This is a genomic window from Steroidobacter sp., assembly GCF_016790065.1.
GTDB lineage: Bacteria > Pseudomonadota > Gammaproteobacteria > Steroidobacterales > Steroidobacteraceae > Steroidobacter.
The window spans coordinates 1-17,013 of sequence record NZ_JAEUPY010000328.1 but is presented as its reverse complement, the minus strand read 5'-3'; the positions used below and the strand labels follow the sequence as shown (position 1 = coordinate 17,013).

General features: G+C 61.6%; 17 protein-coding genes. 16 read left to right on the top strand and 1 reads right to left on the bottom strand.

The window, feature by feature from the left end:
* From JNL55_RS13735 to JNL55_RS13700, 8 genes are all read left to right on the top strand, one after another.
* Window positions 1-219, top strand: a 219-nt coding sequence (locus JNL55_RS13735) for a sugar transferase (protein WP_293853883.1), incomplete at its 5' end; no start/stop codon positions are given.
* Window positions 209-1,021 carry a polysaccharide export protein EpsE gene (gene epsE, locus JNL55_RS13730; protein WP_293853880.1) on the top strand — a complete coding sequence of 271 codons (813 nt, stop codon included), beginning with the start codon at window positions 209-211 and terminating at the stop codon, window positions 1,019-1,021. The genes JNL55_RS13735 and epsE, both read left to right, overlap by 11 nt.
* Before the next feature lie 79 nt (window positions 1,022-1,100).
* Complete coding sequence (gene epsF / locus JNL55_RS13725) at window positions 1,101-2,531, top strand: chain length determinant protein EpsF (RefSeq protein ID WP_293853878.1); 1,431 nt, start codon at window positions 1,101-1,103, stop codon at window positions 2,529-2,531.
* A 25-nt stretch (window positions 2,532-2,556) separates the two neighbouring features.
* Complete coding sequence (locus JNL55_RS13720) at window positions 2,557-3,432, top strand: polysaccharide biosynthesis tyrosine autokinase (protein ID WP_293853875.1); 876 nt, start codon at window positions 2,557-2,559, stop codon at window positions 3,430-3,432.
* Between the two features lie 67 nt (window positions 3,433-3,499).
* On the top strand, window positions 3,500-4,705 hold the full coding sequence (locus JNL55_RS13715) for a hypothetical protein (RefSeq protein WP_293853873.1): 1,206 nt from the start codon (window positions 3,500-3,502) through the stop codon (window positions 4,703-4,705).
* Window positions 4,706-4,714: 9 nt separating this feature from the next.
* Complete coding sequence (locus JNL55_RS13710; protein ID WP_293853871.1) at window positions 4,715-5,878, top strand: glycosyltransferase; 1,164 nt, start codon at window positions 4,715-4,717, stop codon at window positions 5,876-5,878.
* On the top strand, window positions 5,875-7,116 hold the full coding sequence (locus JNL55_RS13705; protein ID WP_293853868.1) for a glycosyltransferase: 1,242 nt from the start codon (window positions 5,875-5,877) through the stop codon (window positions 7,114-7,116). The genes JNL55_RS13710 and JNL55_RS13705 overlap by 4 nt, the downstream gene beginning before the upstream one ends.
* A gap of 14 nt (window positions 7,117-7,130) precedes the next feature.
* A complete protein-coding gene (locus JNL55_RS13700; protein WP_293853866.1) occupies window positions 7,131-8,111 on the top strand; it encodes a phosphoribosyltransferase family protein in 981 nt (326 codons plus the stop codon).
* 24 nt (window positions 8,112-8,135) lie between these two features.
* On the opposite strand, the gene JNL55_RS13695 is transcribed toward JNL55_RS13700, so the two are convergent.
* Window positions 8,136-9,047: a family 16 glycosylhydrolase gene (locus tag JNL55_RS13695; protein WP_293853864.1), complete on the bottom strand. Its 912-nt coding sequence runs from the start codon at window positions 9,045-9,047 to the stop codon at window positions 8,136-8,138.
* Between the two features lie 68 nt (window positions 9,048-9,115).
* Here JNL55_RS13695 and JNL55_RS13690 point away from each other — a divergent pair, with 68 nt between their 5' ends.
* From JNL55_RS13690 to JNL55_RS13655, 8 genes are all read left to right on the top strand, one after another.
* Window positions 9,116-9,979 carry a hypothetical protein gene (locus JNL55_RS13690; RefSeq protein ID WP_293853862.1) on the top strand — a complete coding sequence of 288 codons (864 nt, stop codon included), beginning with the start codon at window positions 9,116-9,118 and terminating at the stop codon, window positions 9,977-9,979.
* A gap of 5 nt (window positions 9,980-9,984) precedes the next feature.
* Window positions 9,985-10,896, top strand: a complete 912-nt coding sequence (locus tag JNL55_RS13685; RefSeq protein WP_293853859.1) for a glycosyltransferase family 2 protein — start codon at window positions 9,985-9,987, stop codon at window positions 10,894-10,896.
* Complete coding sequence (locus JNL55_RS13680) at window positions 10,893-11,648, top strand: GDSL-type esterase/lipase family protein (protein WP_293853856.1); 756 nt, start codon at window positions 10,893-10,895, stop codon at window positions 11,646-11,648. Before JNL55_RS13685 ends, JNL55_RS13680 begins: the two co-directional genes overlap by 4 nt.
* Before the next feature lie 2 nt (window positions 11,649-11,650).
* The gene (locus tag JNL55_RS13675) at window positions 11,651-12,856 is read left to right on the top strand and encodes an acyltransferase family protein (RefSeq protein WP_293853853.1); all 1,206 of its coding nucleotides are present in this window, start codon (window positions 11,651-11,653) and stop codon (window positions 12,854-12,856) included.
* Window positions 12,856-14,286, top strand: coding sequence for a lipopolysaccharide biosynthesis protein (locus tag JNL55_RS13670; RefSeq protein ID WP_293853851.1), 1,431 nt, complete (start codon window positions 12,856-12,858; stop codon window positions 14,284-14,286). The genes JNL55_RS13675 and JNL55_RS13670 overlap by 1 nt, the downstream gene beginning before the upstream one ends.
* An 11-nt stretch (window positions 14,287-14,297) precedes the next feature.
* On the top strand, window positions 14,298-15,539 hold the full coding sequence (locus tag JNL55_RS13665; protein WP_293853848.1) for an outer membrane beta-barrel protein: 1,242 nt from the start codon (window positions 14,298-14,300) through the stop codon (window positions 15,537-15,539).
* A gap of 35 nt (window positions 15,540-15,574) precedes the next feature.
* Window positions 15,575-16,171: a TetR/AcrR family transcriptional regulator gene (locus tag JNL55_RS13660; protein ID WP_293853846.1), complete on the top strand. Its 597-nt coding sequence runs from the start codon at window positions 15,575-15,577 to the stop codon at window positions 16,169-16,171.
* 74 nt (window positions 16,172-16,245) lie between these two features.
* Window positions 16,246-17,013, top strand: a 768-nt coding sequence (locus JNL55_RS13655) for an HlyD family secretion protein (protein ID WP_293853843.1), incomplete at its 3' end; no start/stop codon positions are given.

Here is a 17,013-nt window from a genome sequence, read left to right as displayed (position 1 = left end):
CGGCGACTGATCCCCGGCTACATGCTTAGACATAAGGTAAAGCCGGGCATTACCGGCTGGGCGCAGGTCAACGGCTTCCGGGGCGGCGACGACATCGGCTCGATGCGGGCTCGCATCGAACACGATCTGGAATACCTCCAGCACTGGTCGCTGACGCTCGACCTGATGATTATCCTTAAGACAGCTATGGTGGTTTGGAACGACAGACATGCTTATTAGTCCGATGGCGCGCCGTTATGTCTCGACGCTGAGTGCGGTGCTGCTGACGATCTGCTCGATGCTGAGCAGCTGGGCGCTGGCGGCGGATTCGGACTATCGCTTGGGACCGGGCGATCTATTGCGAATCGGCGTATTCGGCTCGCCGGAACTGTCCGGTGAGGTGCGGGTCAGCGAGTCGGGCAACATCACCTATCCGCTGATCGGGCAGGTGCCGGTGGCCGGCAAGTCCCCGGCGCAGGTCGAAGCACAGCTGGTCAGTGCCTTCACCGACGGCGGCTACTTGAAGCAGGCGCAGGTGTCGGTGCTGGTGATGGAGTACCGCAGCCAGAAGGTGTCGGTGATGGGTCACGTCACCAAGCCGGGCCAGTACTCCCTGCAATCGAGCAGCCGCGTATTGGACGTGCTCGCCGAAGCCGGCGGCCCAGTCAACAGCGAGGCCGCCGACGTGGCCACCCTGATGCGCAAGGACGGCAGCAAGGCAGCGATCGATTTGAGCGCGTTGTTCGGTGGCGACCCCACCCAGAACCACGTGGTCGGCGGCGGCGACACGGTGTACGTGCCCAAGGCTCCGCAGTTCTATGTGTACGGCGAGGTGCAGAAGCCCGGCATGTACAAGCTCGAGCGCGGCATGACGGTTTCGCGAGCAATTTCGGCCGGCGGCGGTCTGACCACTCGGGGTTCCGAGCGGCGCGTGGTAATCAAGCGCAAGGACAAGGACGGCAAGGAACAGCACTACTCGGCCAAGGGCTCCGACCTGTTGCAGGCCGACGACGTGTTGATGGTCAAGGAAGGCCTGTTCTAGAAGTAGAGCCTGACCGGTCCGCCCGGCGGGCGGTGGCGATGGGTTCGACTCTTTAGGAATTATTCGGGAACGAAGCACTATGATGGGCCTCGCTCAGATGTTGAGAGTTCTGCGTGGACGCGCGCTGCTGTTCACGGCAATCGTGCTGGTCGTGTTGACCGGCGTGGCCGTCATCAGCCTGCTGTCCCCGAAGAAGTACGTGGCCGAGCTCGCCATGGTAGTGGCCCTGAACGGCAACGACCCGATGAAAGAGCAGGCGCTGGCGCCGGCCCTGGTGCCCACCTATCTGGCCACCCAGACCGAGATCATCCGCAGCCGGAACGTGGCGCTGAAGGTGATCCAGAAGCTGGGCCTGGATACCAGCCCCGAAATCGTCGAAGCGTTCCGCGACAGCGGCGCCGATACCGACCTGAACTCGTGGCTGGTCGAGAACCTGCTCCGGAACGTGGACGCGAAGACCGCCCGTAGCAGCAACATCATCCGCATCGGCTACAGCAGCTCCGATCCGTACCGCTCGGCGCAGATGGCCAATGCCTTTGCCGAGGCCTACATCCAGACCAGCCTGGAACTGCAAGTCGATCCGGCCCGCCGCCAAGTGACCTGGTTCGAGCAGCAGGTCGCCCAGCTGCGCGAGGAGTTGGTCTCCTCCCAGAGCCGCTTGTCCAAGTATCAGTCCGACCATGGCGTGCTCGGCGTCGACGCCGCTCGCATGGACGTGGAAAACGCCCGCCTGCAGGAAATCTCCAATCAGCTGGTGGCCGTGCAGGCGCAGATGTTCGACGCCAACTCGCGGACCCAGCAGATCACGTCCAGCGAGCAGCTCGACTCGCTGCCCGATCTGATGAAGAACCCGACCATCCAGAGCTTGAAGGCTGAGCTGGCCCGCGCCGAATCCAAGCTCGCCGAAGTCAGCGAGCGTTACGGCGTGAATCATCCGCAGTACATCGCTTCCAGCGCCGAAGTGGCCTCGCTCAAGTCCAAGCTCAACGTCGAAATCGGCGTGACGCGTGGCTCGCTGGTCCAAAGCGCCGCCCAAGCCCGCCGCCAGGTCGGCGACGTGCAGAAGGCGATGGAAGAACAGAAGGACCGCATCATCGCGTTGAAGCGCCAACAGGACGAGCTGGCGGTGTTGAATCGCGACGTCGAAAGCTCCCGCACGGCTTATGACGCAGCCTTGCAGCAGGCCAACCAGACCAAGCTGGAAAGCCGCGTCGACCGTACCAACGTCGCCATCCTGAATCAGGCCACGCCGCCGCTGTTCCCGGATTCGCCCAAGATTCTGCTGAATATGGCGGTCGGCTTGTTCGCCGGCGTGGCGCTGGCCATCGGCCTGATCCTGACCCTGGAAGTCTGTAATCGCCGCTTGCGTTCGGCCGAGGACCTGGCGGACTTCATCGACTTGCCCGTGCTGGCGGAATTGCCGCCGCTGCCTGCCGCCGCGCGTCGTCATCGCCGGCGCGAGGTGCAGCGTGCGTTGAAACTGCAGCCCAACGTTGCCCCGGCGAATTGAGATCGGATCCTTGAGGACGCCCGTTATGGACGCCGCTGTCGAAACCCGAGCCCGCCTGCCCCGGGTCACGCGACCACGCATCCGGATCGGCGAGATCCTGCTCAACATGGGCGCGATCTCCGAAGCCGACCTGCAAAAGATCCTGGCCGTGCACCTGGATCGCGGCGAGCCGTTCGGCAAAGTGGCCGTGGCCCTCAAGATCATCACCGAAAGCGAGCTGCGCCAGGCGCTGGCTCAGCAGTTCACTTATCCGATTGCTCGCATCGGCGAGTCCGCGCTGTCGCCGACCCTGGCCGCTGCTTACGAACCGTTCGGCGCCTATGCCGAAGGCCTGCGAACCCTGCGTAGCCAATTGTTGATGCGCTGGATGGGCGAGCATGACTGCACACTCGCGGTTTGCTCGGCACGCAGTGGCGAAGGTTGCAGCACGTTGGCCGCAAACCTCGCGGTCGTGTTCGCTCAACTCGGCGAACGCACGCTGCTGATCGACGCCAACCTGCGCAACCCGGTGCAACATCATTTGTTCGGCCTGGGCGAGTGCGACGGTCTCACCGACCTGATCAAAGGCGCGTGCCGCACCGACAAGGCGCTACGCAAGATCGCACAGTTCGATTGTTTGAATGTGTTGACCGCCGGCACGCCGCCGCCGAATCCGCAGGAGCTGTTGAGCCGCCTGCCGTTCGCACAACTGCTGGATGAAATGTCCGGCCGCTACGACGTGATCATCATCGACACGCCGCCGCTGCTGGAATACGCCGACGGTCAAATCATCGCGGCTCGCGCTCGCGGCTGCTTGCTCGGCACACGCAGGGACAGCACACGTCTGATCGACATTGCGCGCATGAAGTCGCAGCTCGATCCGAACCTGACCCACGTGCTGGGCACTGTGATCAGTGGTTGAGACCACGGCAATCGCTGGACTTGGCGGCGTCAGCGCCGCGCCGCGAACGCAACAGCAACGCGACTTCGTGCCTCTCCTCGTGCTGTGCACGCCGATCCTGTGCGCCAGCCTCCTGTCCAAATTCGGTATTCCCGGTTACGCCAGTCTAGGCATCGGCATCGCCTTGCCCTTGCTGATGCTGGCGCTCGGCTTCGGCATGCTCAACGACAGCGTGCGCATCGATCCGAAGCGGCTCAGCTTCTATTGCATCACCTTGGCGGTGCTGATCCTGCCGCAGCTGTTACAGGCCGGCACGTTTTCGATGAACTCGCTGTACATGCTGGCACTGCTGCACATTCCCTATGTGCTGGTGCTGGTGCGTGGCGCCGAGCTCGCGCCCAAGGTGCTGACTTTTTTCTTATACATCGCGCGCATGCTGGCGGTGTTGGCAGTGGCCCAATACTTCCTGCAAGGCTTCATCGACAACGCGCTGCTGTACCCGATCGATAACTTGATCCCGCAAGAGTTCGTGGTGCAAGGCTTCAACGCTCAAGGCACCATCAACTACGGCTCCACCCAGATCCGCGCCACCGGCGTGTTCATGCTGGAGCCGTCGTTCCTGACCCAGTTCCTGGCCGTGGCCATCGTCGCCGAGTCGGTGACCTCGCGCCGGCTGTGGCCGCTCGGTCTATACACCGTCGGCATCCTGATGGCGCACGCCGGTACCGGCATCCTGATCCTGGCGCTGTGCATGCCGTTCGTGGTGTTCATTCATCGCCGTTGGGATTTGCTGGCGCTGGGCATTCTCGGCATCGTGGTGATTTTCGTGTTCGGCGAAGCGCTGAACCTGAACTTCCTGACCAATCGTGCCGGCGAGTTCGACGATCCCAACTCCAGCGGCTTCGCGCGCTTCGTCGGCGGCTTCTACATGTTCGAACAGATGCTGTGGCCGAACCTGGAGCGCGCTCTGTTCGGTTACGGTGCCGGTGCCTTCATGGACTACGTGCACCTGTTCGACATCGAAGTGGCCGACATGCCCATGACCAAGATGATTTTCGAGTTCGGGCTGGTCGGCGCCTTCACCTACTTCGTCTTCATCGCGAGCTGCCTGTTCGCCTCGCCGCTGCCACGCATGCTGAGCGTCGCCATCGGCCTGACTTTTTTGCTCAACGGCATGTACGTGCCGTTCTCGCACGGCCTGGCATTGGGCCTGCTGGTGCTCACTTCGACACGGAAGGTGCAGACCGTCACCGCCCCTGTGCCGCTCCAGCCGACGCGGGCCGCGCGAGCCTAAGGAACGATCATGCTACTCGAACTCATCCTGCTGGCACTGGCGGCCATCTGCTTGGCTTTGGCCCAGCATCCGTTCATCACCTATCCGCTGTCGCTGAAGCTGCTCAAGAAGTGGTGGCCGCATCAACCGCAACCGCTGCCGGCCCGCAGGCCGCACCTCGATTTCACAATCTGTATGTGCGCCTATAACGAAGAAGGCGTGATTCGCGAGAAGCTGCAGAACCTGTTGGCCCTCAAGCAACGCGAGCCCGGCCTGGAAATTCTGATTTACGTCGACGCAGCCAGCGATCAAACCGCCAAGCGGTTGCGCGCCTATGCGCCACACATCAGCTTCCACGTGTCGCCGGACCGCCATGGCAAAACCTATGGCATGAACTTGCTGGCCAGCCGTGCCACCGGTGACGTGATCCTGTTCACCGACGCCAACGTGATGTTGGACATGGAAGTGCTCGAGAAGCTGCGCGCGTCGTTCGCAGACCCCGAGATCGGCTGTGTGTGCGGCAACTTGATCTATACCAACGGCGGCGCCTCGGTGACTGCTTCCACCGGTTCGCTGTACTGGCGGCTGGAAGAAGGCATCAAGCGGCTGGAACAGGAAACCGGCTCGGTGATGGGTGCCGACGGCTCGTTGTTCGCGGTACGCCGCTCGCTCCACAAGACGCCGCCGGACAACATCATCGACGACATGTTCGTGTCGTTCTGGGTGTTGATCCAGGGCTATCGCATCATCCAGTCCAAGGATGCCCGCGCTTACGAAGAGTCGGCCAGCAACGCCTCCGATGAGTTCGGCCGCAAGTCGCGCATCGCCTGCCAGGCGTTCAACGTGCATCGCTTGATCTGGCCGCATCTGCGCAAGATGAACTTCCTGACCGTCTACAAGTATGTCTCGCACAAGCTGCTGCGCTGGCTGTGCATCTACTTTCTGGTGCTCAGCGGAATCTTCCTGGTCGCGGCGCTGGCCGTCGCCGGTTACGCGTGGGCCGCAGGTGTGTTGATCGCCGCCGTCATCGTCGGTGGCATTCTCGGCACCCGTTACGCGATCAAGCCGTTCTCCCAAATCGTCGACATCGTCACCAGCATGGCCGGCGCCGGCCTGGGTGTGTGGAAATCAGTGCGCGGCGAATCGTTTCAAACCTGGACGCCGGTGGCGTCGTTGCGCAAGGTCGCCGAATGAGATGTTTGTGGATCAGCCGCCATGTGCCCTACCCCATGAACGAGGGGTTGAAGGTGTACTCGGCAAAACTTTCCGAAGCGCTGGCTCAAGCGGGCGCGTTCGTGCGCGTGCTTGGCTTCGGTAGCACTGAAGCGACGCCCAAGCAGCGCGCCAACATGGAATGGGTGTCGGTGCCCGGCGCACGCCGTAGCACTGCCGTCGCGTTGTTGAACCGCTTCCCGCTGACTGCCGCTGTCGACTCGACGACCGCTTATCGTGCGTTGTTGGAAGCGCAGCTGCGCGAACCTTGGGACGCGATCGTGTTCGATAGTTACGGTGCCGGCTGGGCACTGGAACGCTGCAAGATCTATCGCGCCTCCAAGCTCGGTGCCAACACCATCCTGGTGCATGTTTCTCACAACCACGAAGAGGTGTTGTGGCGAGCCATGGCCAAGCAAGCCGAAGCCGGCCTGCCGAAGCGACTGGCGCTGTGGCAGAACTATTACAAGGTGCGCGGCCTGGAACGTCAGTTGCTGCGTGAGGTGGATCTGGTGTCCGCCATCACCATCGAAGACGAGCAAGCATTGCGTGCTCATCGCAACGACGATCAGACACTCACCTTGACGCCCGGTTACGACGGCTCGGTCGCGCCCGAACGAACCATCGACGCATCGGTGCCACGCCGTGCCGTAATCGTCGGCTCGTTCACGTGGGTGGTGAAGCGCGAGAACCTGGCCCGCTTCGTCGAACATGCCGATGCCAAGTTCGCCGCGCAAGGCATCGAACTGGTGGTCGCCGGCGACGTTCCGGCCGATCTGAAAGAAACATTGGTCGCCTCGAGCCGCGCCACGCGCTTCGAAGGCTTCGTCACCGACCTGGCGCCCTTCCTGGCACAGGCGCGTATCGCCATCGTTCCGGAATTGATCGGCGGTGGCTTCAAACTCAAGTTCCTGGACTACATCTTCGGTCGCGTCCCGGTCGCGACGGTAGATGCAGCAGCGGCTGGCCTGCCGACTCGGCTGCGCGAGGACATGATCACCGGTAACGATTTCGAACAGCTGACGGCCGCCATCATCGCCAACATCGACCGCCTGGAGCACTTGAACCGGCTCCAGACCTCGGCGTTCGAACAGGCGCGCAGCTTGTATCGATGGGAAGACCGCGGGCTGCAATTGCAGCAACGCATCGTCGAATTGCAGAAGGCGCGTGCGAATTCACCAGCACGCTCGTCGGCCCCGGCCGCCGCCGCGAGCGCCTGAGTTAGGAGCGCCTGATGTTCGGTTATGTTTCCTTCGCCCAGCTTTCGACCGCCATCCGGGCGCAACTGTATGCTATTCCGGCAGATGTAGATTTGATCGTCGGCATCCCGCGCAGTGGCATGGTGCCGGCCTATCAGATCGGCCTGTTCCTGAATCGTCTGGTCTGCGACATCGACAACTTCATCGCCGATGGCAACATCAGCCACGGACACACTCGCAAGCTGGGTATCACGCTCGAGTCGCTCCGTCAGGCCCAACACATCCTGCTCGTAGACGACAGCATCGCCACTGGCGGCTCGATGCAAAAAGCCTTGGCGCGCATCCAGGAATCGGGCTACGCCGGCCGAATCACCACGTGCGCCGCCATCGTCGCGCCGTCGCACAAGAGCAGCGTGAATGTTTCTTTCATCACTCTGCCGCAACCTCGCCTGTTCGAATGGAATGCCTTCCACCACGCCTGTGTGGAAAGCGCCTGCTTCGACATGGATGGCGTGCTGTGCGTGGACCCGACAGCCTATGACAACGACGATGGCCCGCGTTACGAAAAGTTTCTGGCCAACGCGCGACCGCTGTTCCGACCGACGCTGAAGATCGGCCACATCGTATCGGCTCGCTTGGAGAAATATCGCGGTCTGACCGAGCAATGGCTGGCAGCCCACAATATTTCCTACGGTCAGTTGCACCTGGTCGACTTGCCCAACCGTGAAGAACGCATTCGGTTGGGGGCGCATTGCTCGCACAAGATCAAGGTGTATCGCGATACCAACGCCTCGATGTTTTATGAGAGCGACCCCGGCCAGTCTCGAGAGATCGCCACCGGCTCGGGCAAACCGGTGCTGTGTATCGGCGACATGACCATGGTCATGCCGGGCGCCTCGCATCTCGCAGCGACCGCCAAGAGCGCGCTGTGGAAGCTGCATTACCCACTGGGACGGGCCAAAGGCTGGCTGAAACAGCAGCTGCGTTCGTCACGAACTCCCGTCAGCGGGTCGTGAGTCGCCGTGCCGCCGCTCACTCTCTCAAGGTTTCCGCCGCCACACGCGGATGTAGTCGATGGTGTAATTCCAATGCGACTCGTCGGCCTTCATGGCCGACACGTCCACACCTTTGAGAATCATGCCCAGCTGATTGGTGACCAGAATGTGCGCCGGCACCGGCTTGCTCCATTCGTAATAGGTTTGCTTGATGGGCTCGCCGTCCAGCAACCAGATGGGTTTGTCCTTGACCCAGTCGAGCGAGAACACGTGAAAGTCGGCCGAGAAATCGAAGCCGGGCACGTATTCGTTCTTCTTGAACTTGGTCCACAGGTCATGCGGGTTGCCGTAACGTTCGGGCTTGCCGTGCGTTTGTATGTAGCCGGTCATGACGCGTGTTTGCGGACGCCCCTGCCAATTGAAGAACTCGAAGATGTCGATTTCCGGCGGCCACGGCAGCTCGGAAAATTTGCCGTCGGGATACTGCACGCCCGGATTCAGCCAGAACGCCGGCCACGCGCCGATTCCAGTCGGCAGCCTGGCTCGCATCTCGACGAACATGCCGTCGGTCACCGGCACTTTCCCTCGCAGCATGCCCGACTCCAGGCCGCGCGGTTTCAAACCGCCGCCCGGAGGAATGCGTCCCTTCAATGTAAGCGTGCAATCGTCGAACACATGCAACGAGCGCGCGTCGCCGTCGGGATAGTCGCGATGGTACGAGAAGTAAGTCTTCAGACCGTCGAGCTTGCCGTTCTCGTAAATGTAGCGGTAGAAAAATTCTTGATCGAGCTTGGCGCGCGTGTCGATTGTGGCGTCCGGACGCTTGCGGCCGAAGCTGTAATCCTTGACCAGCTCGAAGTTGCCAGCTTGTTTGTAGGGCCGCGCCGGGTCGATGGGTGGTCCCAGCAATGCCGTGCAGGTCGCAGCCGCCGCGGCCGCCAGAACCGTAATACTCATCTCCACCTCGCGAATGATTCGCGGCCATCTTCACGATCTGGACCGCGACTGGCAATAGGAGCTTGCGCTTGAGCAGGGAAATCATCATCACCGGCGGTGACGCCCATTTCTTTCCCTGGATCCTTGCGGCGATCAACTCCCTGCGCGCGCATCCTGAAACCAGAGCGCTCGACATGGGCATCATCGATCAGGGCTTGACCGATGAGCAACATGCGCAACTCAGCGCATTCGGTTGCAAGATCGTGCAGCCGCAGTGGACGCTGCCTGTGCCGCAAGAGTCGCGACTGCTACGTAACATTGGCTTGGTGGCTCGCACTGCCTTACGCGACTACTTCACCGGCTACGAAGTGTATTTGTGGTTCGATGCCGACGCCTGGATGCAAACGCCCGAATTCGTCGCGGCCTATGCCGACGGTGCGCGTCAACGTGGCGCCGCTGTGGTCACCGAGAACGGCCCGGGTTATCGCAAGACCTTCACCGACTGGAAGTGGTGGGCCGGCAATATGGTCACGTCGTTCGGCGTGCTCGACGGCCTGCGCTGCTCGTTTGCCACCAGCATCAACATCGGCGTGCTGTGCTTGAAAGACACGGCCCCGCATTGGCAACAATGGCAGCGCTACTACACCAAGGCGCTGGAGCGCACCGGCAAAGTAAACATGGATCAGCACGCGTTGTTCGCGGCCATCCATCTCGAACGGCTGCCGACTGCGTTCCTGCCGGCACGTTTCAACTGGCTGCCGCACTTGAGCACGCCGGTGTGGAACGCTGAAAAGAAACTACTGTGCGAACCCACGGCACCGCATCGCCCGCTGTCCGTCATTCATCTGGCCGGCCCACGCAAGGATCGTCCTTACGAAGTGGCACAGCTCAGTGGCGGCACGTTCGCAACGTCGCTGACCTATCCAGCCATGCAACAGCATCTGGCTGCGTGAATCGTATGAACTACAACGCTCTCAAAACCGTGTCGGTCGTGATTCCCGCGTACAACGCCGGAAGTACCATTCAACAGGCCATTGCCACCGCCCGTGCGCAGACCTTGCGTCCGAGCCAGATCGTGGTGGTCGACGACGTTTCCAAGGACGACACCGTTCAACAGGCCGAAGCCGTCGCCGGCCCGGACTTGCTGGTGGTGCGCAGCCCGAAGAACGGCGGCGGCGGCGCCGCTCGCAATCGTGGCATCGATCATTCGACCAGCGACGTGGTCGCGTTCCTCGATGCCGACGATCTGTGGGCGCCGAACAAGCTGGCCAATCAGATGGCCTTGTTACGCACGCAGACGCGCGAGTCGTTTTGTTTCACCGCCGTCGAGCAGGTCAACGAGTACGACGAGAAGCACGTGCTGCCCAAGCGTGCACCGCTGCCCGGCGAAGGCCTCGCCGACTACATGCTCAAAGCCGGCAACATCATGCAGACCAGCACCTTGCTGGTGCCGAGACATTTGCTCACCAAGTGTCGGTTCAACGAACGGCTGCGCCGTTTCCAAGACCTCGACTTCGTGCTCACACTCGGCGAAGCCGGCGTTGGCGCGGTGTTTTGCCAACAGCCGCTGGTGGAATGGCGCAATGTCGGTAACCCGAAGCGCGTCAGCTCCAATCCGGACCCGGCCATCATGCAAACGTTTTTGAATGCTCATCCGCGACTCACGACGGCACAGAAGCTCGGCCTCGAGATTCGCAGTGTCGGGCCGGCGCCCGGCGCGATGGGTACGCTGCGCTGGTCGTGGCGATTGGCTTTGTCTGTGTTCTCTGGCGCGCTGCCACCGCCGAATGCGGTGAGCTTGCTGCTCAAACACAGCCTCGGCATGCGCAACTACGGCGCGCTGCGTGCTCGCTTGGGAGCGAGATCGTGAGACGCACGACGCTCATCGCAACACTCGCGAGCACGTTCGTTGTGTTTGCGAGCACTCTTGCGATCGGTGCGTCGGACTCGGCGGCGCAATCCGCGCCGACCCCCTACCCCGCCAAGGCTGAGGATTGGCCGGGCAAAGGCGTAGTGCGCACGTTCGGTTGGATGACCCAGAACCGCGACTATTTCTGGACCGAGCGCGCCAAAAAACAAGGCGCCATCGTGTTCGCCGGCGACTCGCTCACCGGTAACTGGAAAACTCTCGGCGCGGACTTCAAAGGCACGCTGGTCGCCAATCGCGGCATCGGCGGCGATGTGAGCCGCGGCTTGTTGTTTCGCTTCCAGGAAGACGTGCTGGATCTGCACCCGAAAGCCATCGTGCTGCTGATCGGCATCAACGATCTGACCGCACGCCAGCCGGCCAACGACACGCTGGCCAACGTTCGCGCCATGCTGGCGCTGAAAGATAAGGAACAGGCCCAGGTGCCGGTGTTCCTGTGCACGGTACCACCGAGCGCCAATCCCAAAGCACCGGTGGACGAAGCGCAGCGGCGCCAGCTCAACCAAGGTTTGCGTCAGCTCGCCAAAGACAGCAAAGGCGTGACGCTGATCGACCTGTATGAAGCCACTGTCACGGCTCACGGAACGCCAGAACTCCGCTACTTCAACGAAGATCAATTACATCTCTCCGCTGACGGCCGCACTCGCTGGAAGGAAGTGTTGCAGCCAGCCATGCAACGTGCAGGAGTGTTGTGATCATGAGCATAGCCAACGGCAAAGTCGCTGACGGTCACGCCATGAGCGAAATGGCGTCGGCATATCTGGACGCGCTACGCGCGACCGGCGCCAACCTGGTCATCGCGGCGCACGTGATCGCTCTGTACCTCGGCATGAGCGATCCGTACAGCCTTGGCAATCTGGGCGTCGCGCTGTTCTTCCTGTTGTCCGGCTTCCTGATCATGCAGTCCATGCTGAACTGGTTGAACAAGCCAGAGCCGCGCTTCGCTGGCTTCTTCGCCGACCGCGTCGCTCGCATCATGACGCCGTATGTGCCGGCCTTGGTCCTGATCGCACTCGCCAACCTGTTCATCGCCACCAACCATAGCCAGGGCGGCAGCAACACCGGCGTACTGCAGTTCATCGGCAACTTCCTGCTGCTGCAGGATCACGCCGTGTTTCAGGGCCTGGAGTTCGCCGGCATCGATTTCCCATGGCGCATTCGCGCCTATAACTCCGCTGAACCGTTCTGGACCGTGGCCATCGAAATGTGGATCTACGTCGCCATGGGCTGGTTTGTTTTCTGCGTACTGAAGCGCGAACGCATCGACCGCTGGCTAGGCGGCGCGCTGCTGGCAATTGCGCTGCCGGTGCTAATCTGGAACGCGGCGGCCGGTGGCGGCAAATCCTTGACCTTGATCTGGCTGCTCGGCGCCATCGCCGGTTATTTGTTTCATGTGTGGCGAGCCAACGGCTATCCCAACATTCGTTCGGTGAGCACGGTGATCGCGCTCTTCGGCACCGTCGCGCTGATCGGACGGGCCGGCAAGATCGGCTTCCATCCTTATGACTTCCAGACCGCGACTCTGATTGCGCTGGTCATGTTCGGCCTGCTGGGATTGTTGATGGGTGTGAAGAGCGTGCCCGGCGTGTTACGCGGGTCGGTAAACTTCCTGGCGTCATATAGCTACAGTTTGTATCTGATCCACAACACTGTCTTAATTCTGGTACTGGAACAGGTGCGCACCGAACATTCTTGGCTGCACATTGCCATTGCAGTGATCGCGGCTCATGGCTGCGCATACCTGCTATACGTGACGTTCGAACGTCACTATCGAGTCGTGGGCCGTTGGCTGCGACCGAAATTCGAACGAGTACTGGCGCCACGCGGCGCCTCCCCAATTTCTTCAGCCGCGGCCGACCTCGTCGCCGGCGGCCCCGCTGCCGCAAGCAGGCAGGAGCGTTGATGTCGGCAGTTCGGAATGTGCGCTGGGTCGGGATGATCCAGGTCACGCGTATCAGCGTGCAGTTGTTGGGCCTGTTGGTCCTGTCACGACTGCTGACGCCTGCCGATTTCGGCTTGGTCGCCATCGTGTTCGCGATCAACAATTTCGCGCTGTTGCTGCGGGACATGGGCACGGCCTCGGCCATCATTCAGCGCGACGTGCTCGATGACCAGACCGTGCAAACGGCACATTGGACCAATTGTTTCATCGGTTTGGGACTGGCCGCGATCCTGCTGGCGCTGTCGTATCCGATGGCCGGCATCTTCAAGGAACCTGCGCTCGCCCCGCTGGTTCAGTTGAGTGCGCTGTCGTTTCCGTTCCTGAGCGGCTCGACCGTGCATCAGGCATTGCTGGAACGAGGCTCCAAGTTTGCAACCGTAGCGCGCATCGAGATCATCGCGCTGCTGACGGGATTCACGGTCGCGGTGGTCGCTGCTTATCACGGCGCCGGCGCTTACAGCTTGGTGCTACAGACATTGACGGTGGCGGTGTTGTCGGCGGCCCAGTTCTGGATCGCCTCGGACACCAAGATCAAATGGGGCTGGAGCACCGAGCACGCCAAAGGCCTGTGGGGCTACAGCGGTAATTTGTTCGCTTTCAACGTCGTGAATTATTTCGCTCGCAATGCCGACACCATGATCATCGGTCGCATGCTGGGTCCCACCGCGCTCGGCCCGTATTCGCTGGCCTATCGCGTGATGCTGTTCCCGCTACAGAATCTGACGTTCGTGGCGACGCGCGCGTTGTTTCCGATGATGAGCCGTCACCAGCACTCGCCCCAGGAACTGGGCGCGATGCAATTGCGACTGCTCTCGGTCATTTCGTTTTTCACCGCGCCCATGATGGCCGGCTTGTTCGTACTGCGCGAACCGTTCGTCGATGTCGCGCTCGGCGATTCGTGGGGCACGGTGGCCGCGTTGATCATGTGGCTGGCGCCCGTCGGCTTCATTCAATCGTTGGTGAGTGCCGGCGGCGTGGTGTACCAGGCGTTGGGCCGCACCGACGTGTTGTTCCGCTTGGGCGTGTTCAGCAGCATCTTGCACGTCACAGGCTTTGTCTGCGGCGTGCACTGGGGCTTGATGGGAGTCGCCGCCGCCTACTTCGTGGTCACGGTCATCAACTCTGTGGTGTCGCTGGGTGTGTTGCTCAATCTGATGCAGCAGACCGTGCCGCGTTTGTTGGGCGCGATCCTGCCTGCGATTGTCAAAGCACTGCTGATGGCCGTGCTATTGCATTTTGCCGACATCGAGCTGGTGGCATTGAATATGCCGCCGCTGGTCCGCCTGCTGAGCCTGAGCGCCGCGGGCGGCTTGATATTCCTGGCGCTGACACGCATCCATCTGATGCCGGCGGATCGCGACGTCCTGCGCCTGTTCATGAAACGAGCTTGAGGAGGGGAACCATGACTGCGAAGGCGAACACACTTCGTCGTAATCCATTGTTGCTGGCGGCGGTTGGCACAGTGCTTTGCAATGCCGCGCTGGCGGCGCAGCCCAATGACAAGAAAGAGGAACATCTGTGGCTCTCCGAACAGTTCCTGTACGACGACAACGTGTTCCGCGACGCTGAGTCCACCGACACCACGCCCGATCCGACGGCGCGTGAAGTGTTCCGTGAGGACTATGTCAATCGCATCACCCTCGGCCTCGGCAACGACTTCCATATGGGTCAGCAGACGTTGAAGCTCCGAGGTCGCGCCTATGACGTGCGTTACCAGGACAACGACTATCTGGACTATGTGGGCGGCGACGCCTCGGCACAGTTCGATTTCCGTCTGCTCGCCGCACTGTCCGGCCGGTTGGGCGGCTCGTACAACCGCACGTTGGCCGACTTCGCCAACACTCTCGGCACCGACAAAGACTTGATCGAGATGGTCAACTACAACGCCATGGTGCGTTATGAACTCGGCCCGCGCTGGTCGATCAGCGCCGGCGGCGGTCGGATCGAAACCGAGCACGGGCTCGCCAGCCGCGAAATTGAAAACATGGAGACCAACCTCGGCCGCGTCAGCATCGACTACGCCACGCCGTCGTTTCATTCGTTCGGCGTCGAGTATCGTTATATGGAGGCGAAGTTTCCCAACGCCATCGTCGCTCCGGGCGCCAGCGTCGCTGAGAGCAACTACGAAGAGAACGCCGCGTTGGCTCGCTTCACTTACACAGCCACGGTGCGCACCCAGTTTCGCGTGACCGCCGGTTACGTCGAACGTGAGCGCCCTGCCAATCCCGAAGGCCGCTACTCGGGCGACACCTGGCGCGCTGAAATCGATTGGAAGCCGCGCGAGAAGTTCTCGACGCTGTTCTCGGCATGGAGCGAGTTGAAGGCTTACACCGACGTCGAGTCTGACTACTTCGTGTCCGACGGCTACAGCATCGCGCCCAGCTGGAGCCCGACCGAGAAATTGATCTTCACGCTGACCGCTTCGTACGAAGAGCAGGAATATCTGAACACCCGCGACCTGGAGTTGGTGAACGGCCAGCGTAACGACGAAGTGCTGACCGGTTTGTTCACCTTCACTTACAAGCCGCGCGAGCAGCTGGCTTTTGAGCTGAGCTATCGCGGCAGCGACCGCGACAGTAACCGGGTCAATCGCCGTTACGACAACCAAGTCGCCGGCATCCAGGTTCGTTGGAGCGTGTTCTAACGCCAGCGGCTGGCGCCAGCGCATAGAATGGCGCCATGCCTAAAGTGTCCAAAGCCGGCGGCACCACGCCGCCGCCGAAGAAGTCGCGCGCCGATGCTTCGAACAACCGCGAGTTGCTGCTGGATGCCGCTCGCGAGCTGTTCCTGGCACAAGGCACGAGCGCGCCGCTGGACCTGATCGCGACCCGCGCCGGCGTCGGTCGCGCCACATTGTTCCGTAACTTCCCGGATCGGCAGGCCCTGCTGGATGCCTTGCTGGATCGATCCTTGGATCAATTCGAAACCCGAGCGCAGTCGCTGCGTGACGATCCCGATGCGCTGCTGAAGTTGTTGCAGTACTGCTCCGAGCACATCCTGGCGAACGGCCCGCTGGTGGAATATTGGCAGGCCATGGATTTGCGCGGGCCGGCGTTACAAGCCGTCGTCACTCGTTACCTAAACATTTTTTCACGTCCGCTGCGCAAAGCCGTGGCCGCCGGTTTGTGTCGCCCCGATCTGCGGCTGCCCGATATCTTGTTATTGAGCTCGCTGCTCAGCTCCCGCGCCGTGCGCCGGGCCAAGAACCCCAAAGCGCTGGCAAAACGCACCTGGGCGCTTACCGTGGCTGCGGCCGGTCTCAAGAGTTCTAGCTAACTCACGGCGGCCCTCGGCGCGCGGCGGCGAAAGTGATACTTTAAGTCTCACTTAAATCCGGCCGTGACGTGACGATGAACTCTCCCGAGAGCGCCCCGAATCCCAGGATCCGAACTGTGCTGGTGGCGAGCGGCGCCGTGGTGGTCGCCGCCATTGCCGTTTGGTTCGGCTATCACCAAACCAGTGGCCGTTACTTTCAGGACACGAACGACGCCTACATTCGCGCCGACTCGGTGGTGGTATCGCCGAAAATCCCCGGCTATGTCGCCGAAGTCTTGATCGGCAACAACGAAGACGTCACTGCCGGGCAACCGCTGGTACGCATCGACCCCCGCGACTATCGAGCACAGACCGAACAGATTCGCGCTCAGATCGAAGTTGCAGAAGCCAACGCTGCCAACGTTCGAGCCACCATTCGCGAGCAACACGCAACCATCGCCCAAAGCCGGGCCAAGCTGACGGCTGCACGCGCCAAAGCGGCTCACGATGCCAATGAAGTGAAACGTTACGAACCCCTGGCCGCGTCCGGCGCCGAGGCTCAAGAAAAACTGGAACAGTTGCGCAACCTGGCAGTGCAATCGTCCAGCGACGCCGACTCGATGGCCGCCGCGTTACAGGTTTCTGAACGACGCATCGAATCGCTGGAGACTCAGGTTCGACAAGCCTTGGCTCAGCGCGAAGGCACGCGCGCTCAACTCGGTGCGGCCGAAGTCGATTTGCAATCCACGACTCTCAATGCCGCGGTCGCTGGCCGTATCGGTAATAAGACCGTGACGGTCGGGCAGTTCGTGCAGCCTGGCACGCGCTTGATGTCCGTCGTGCCGCTCGATCAGTTGTACGTC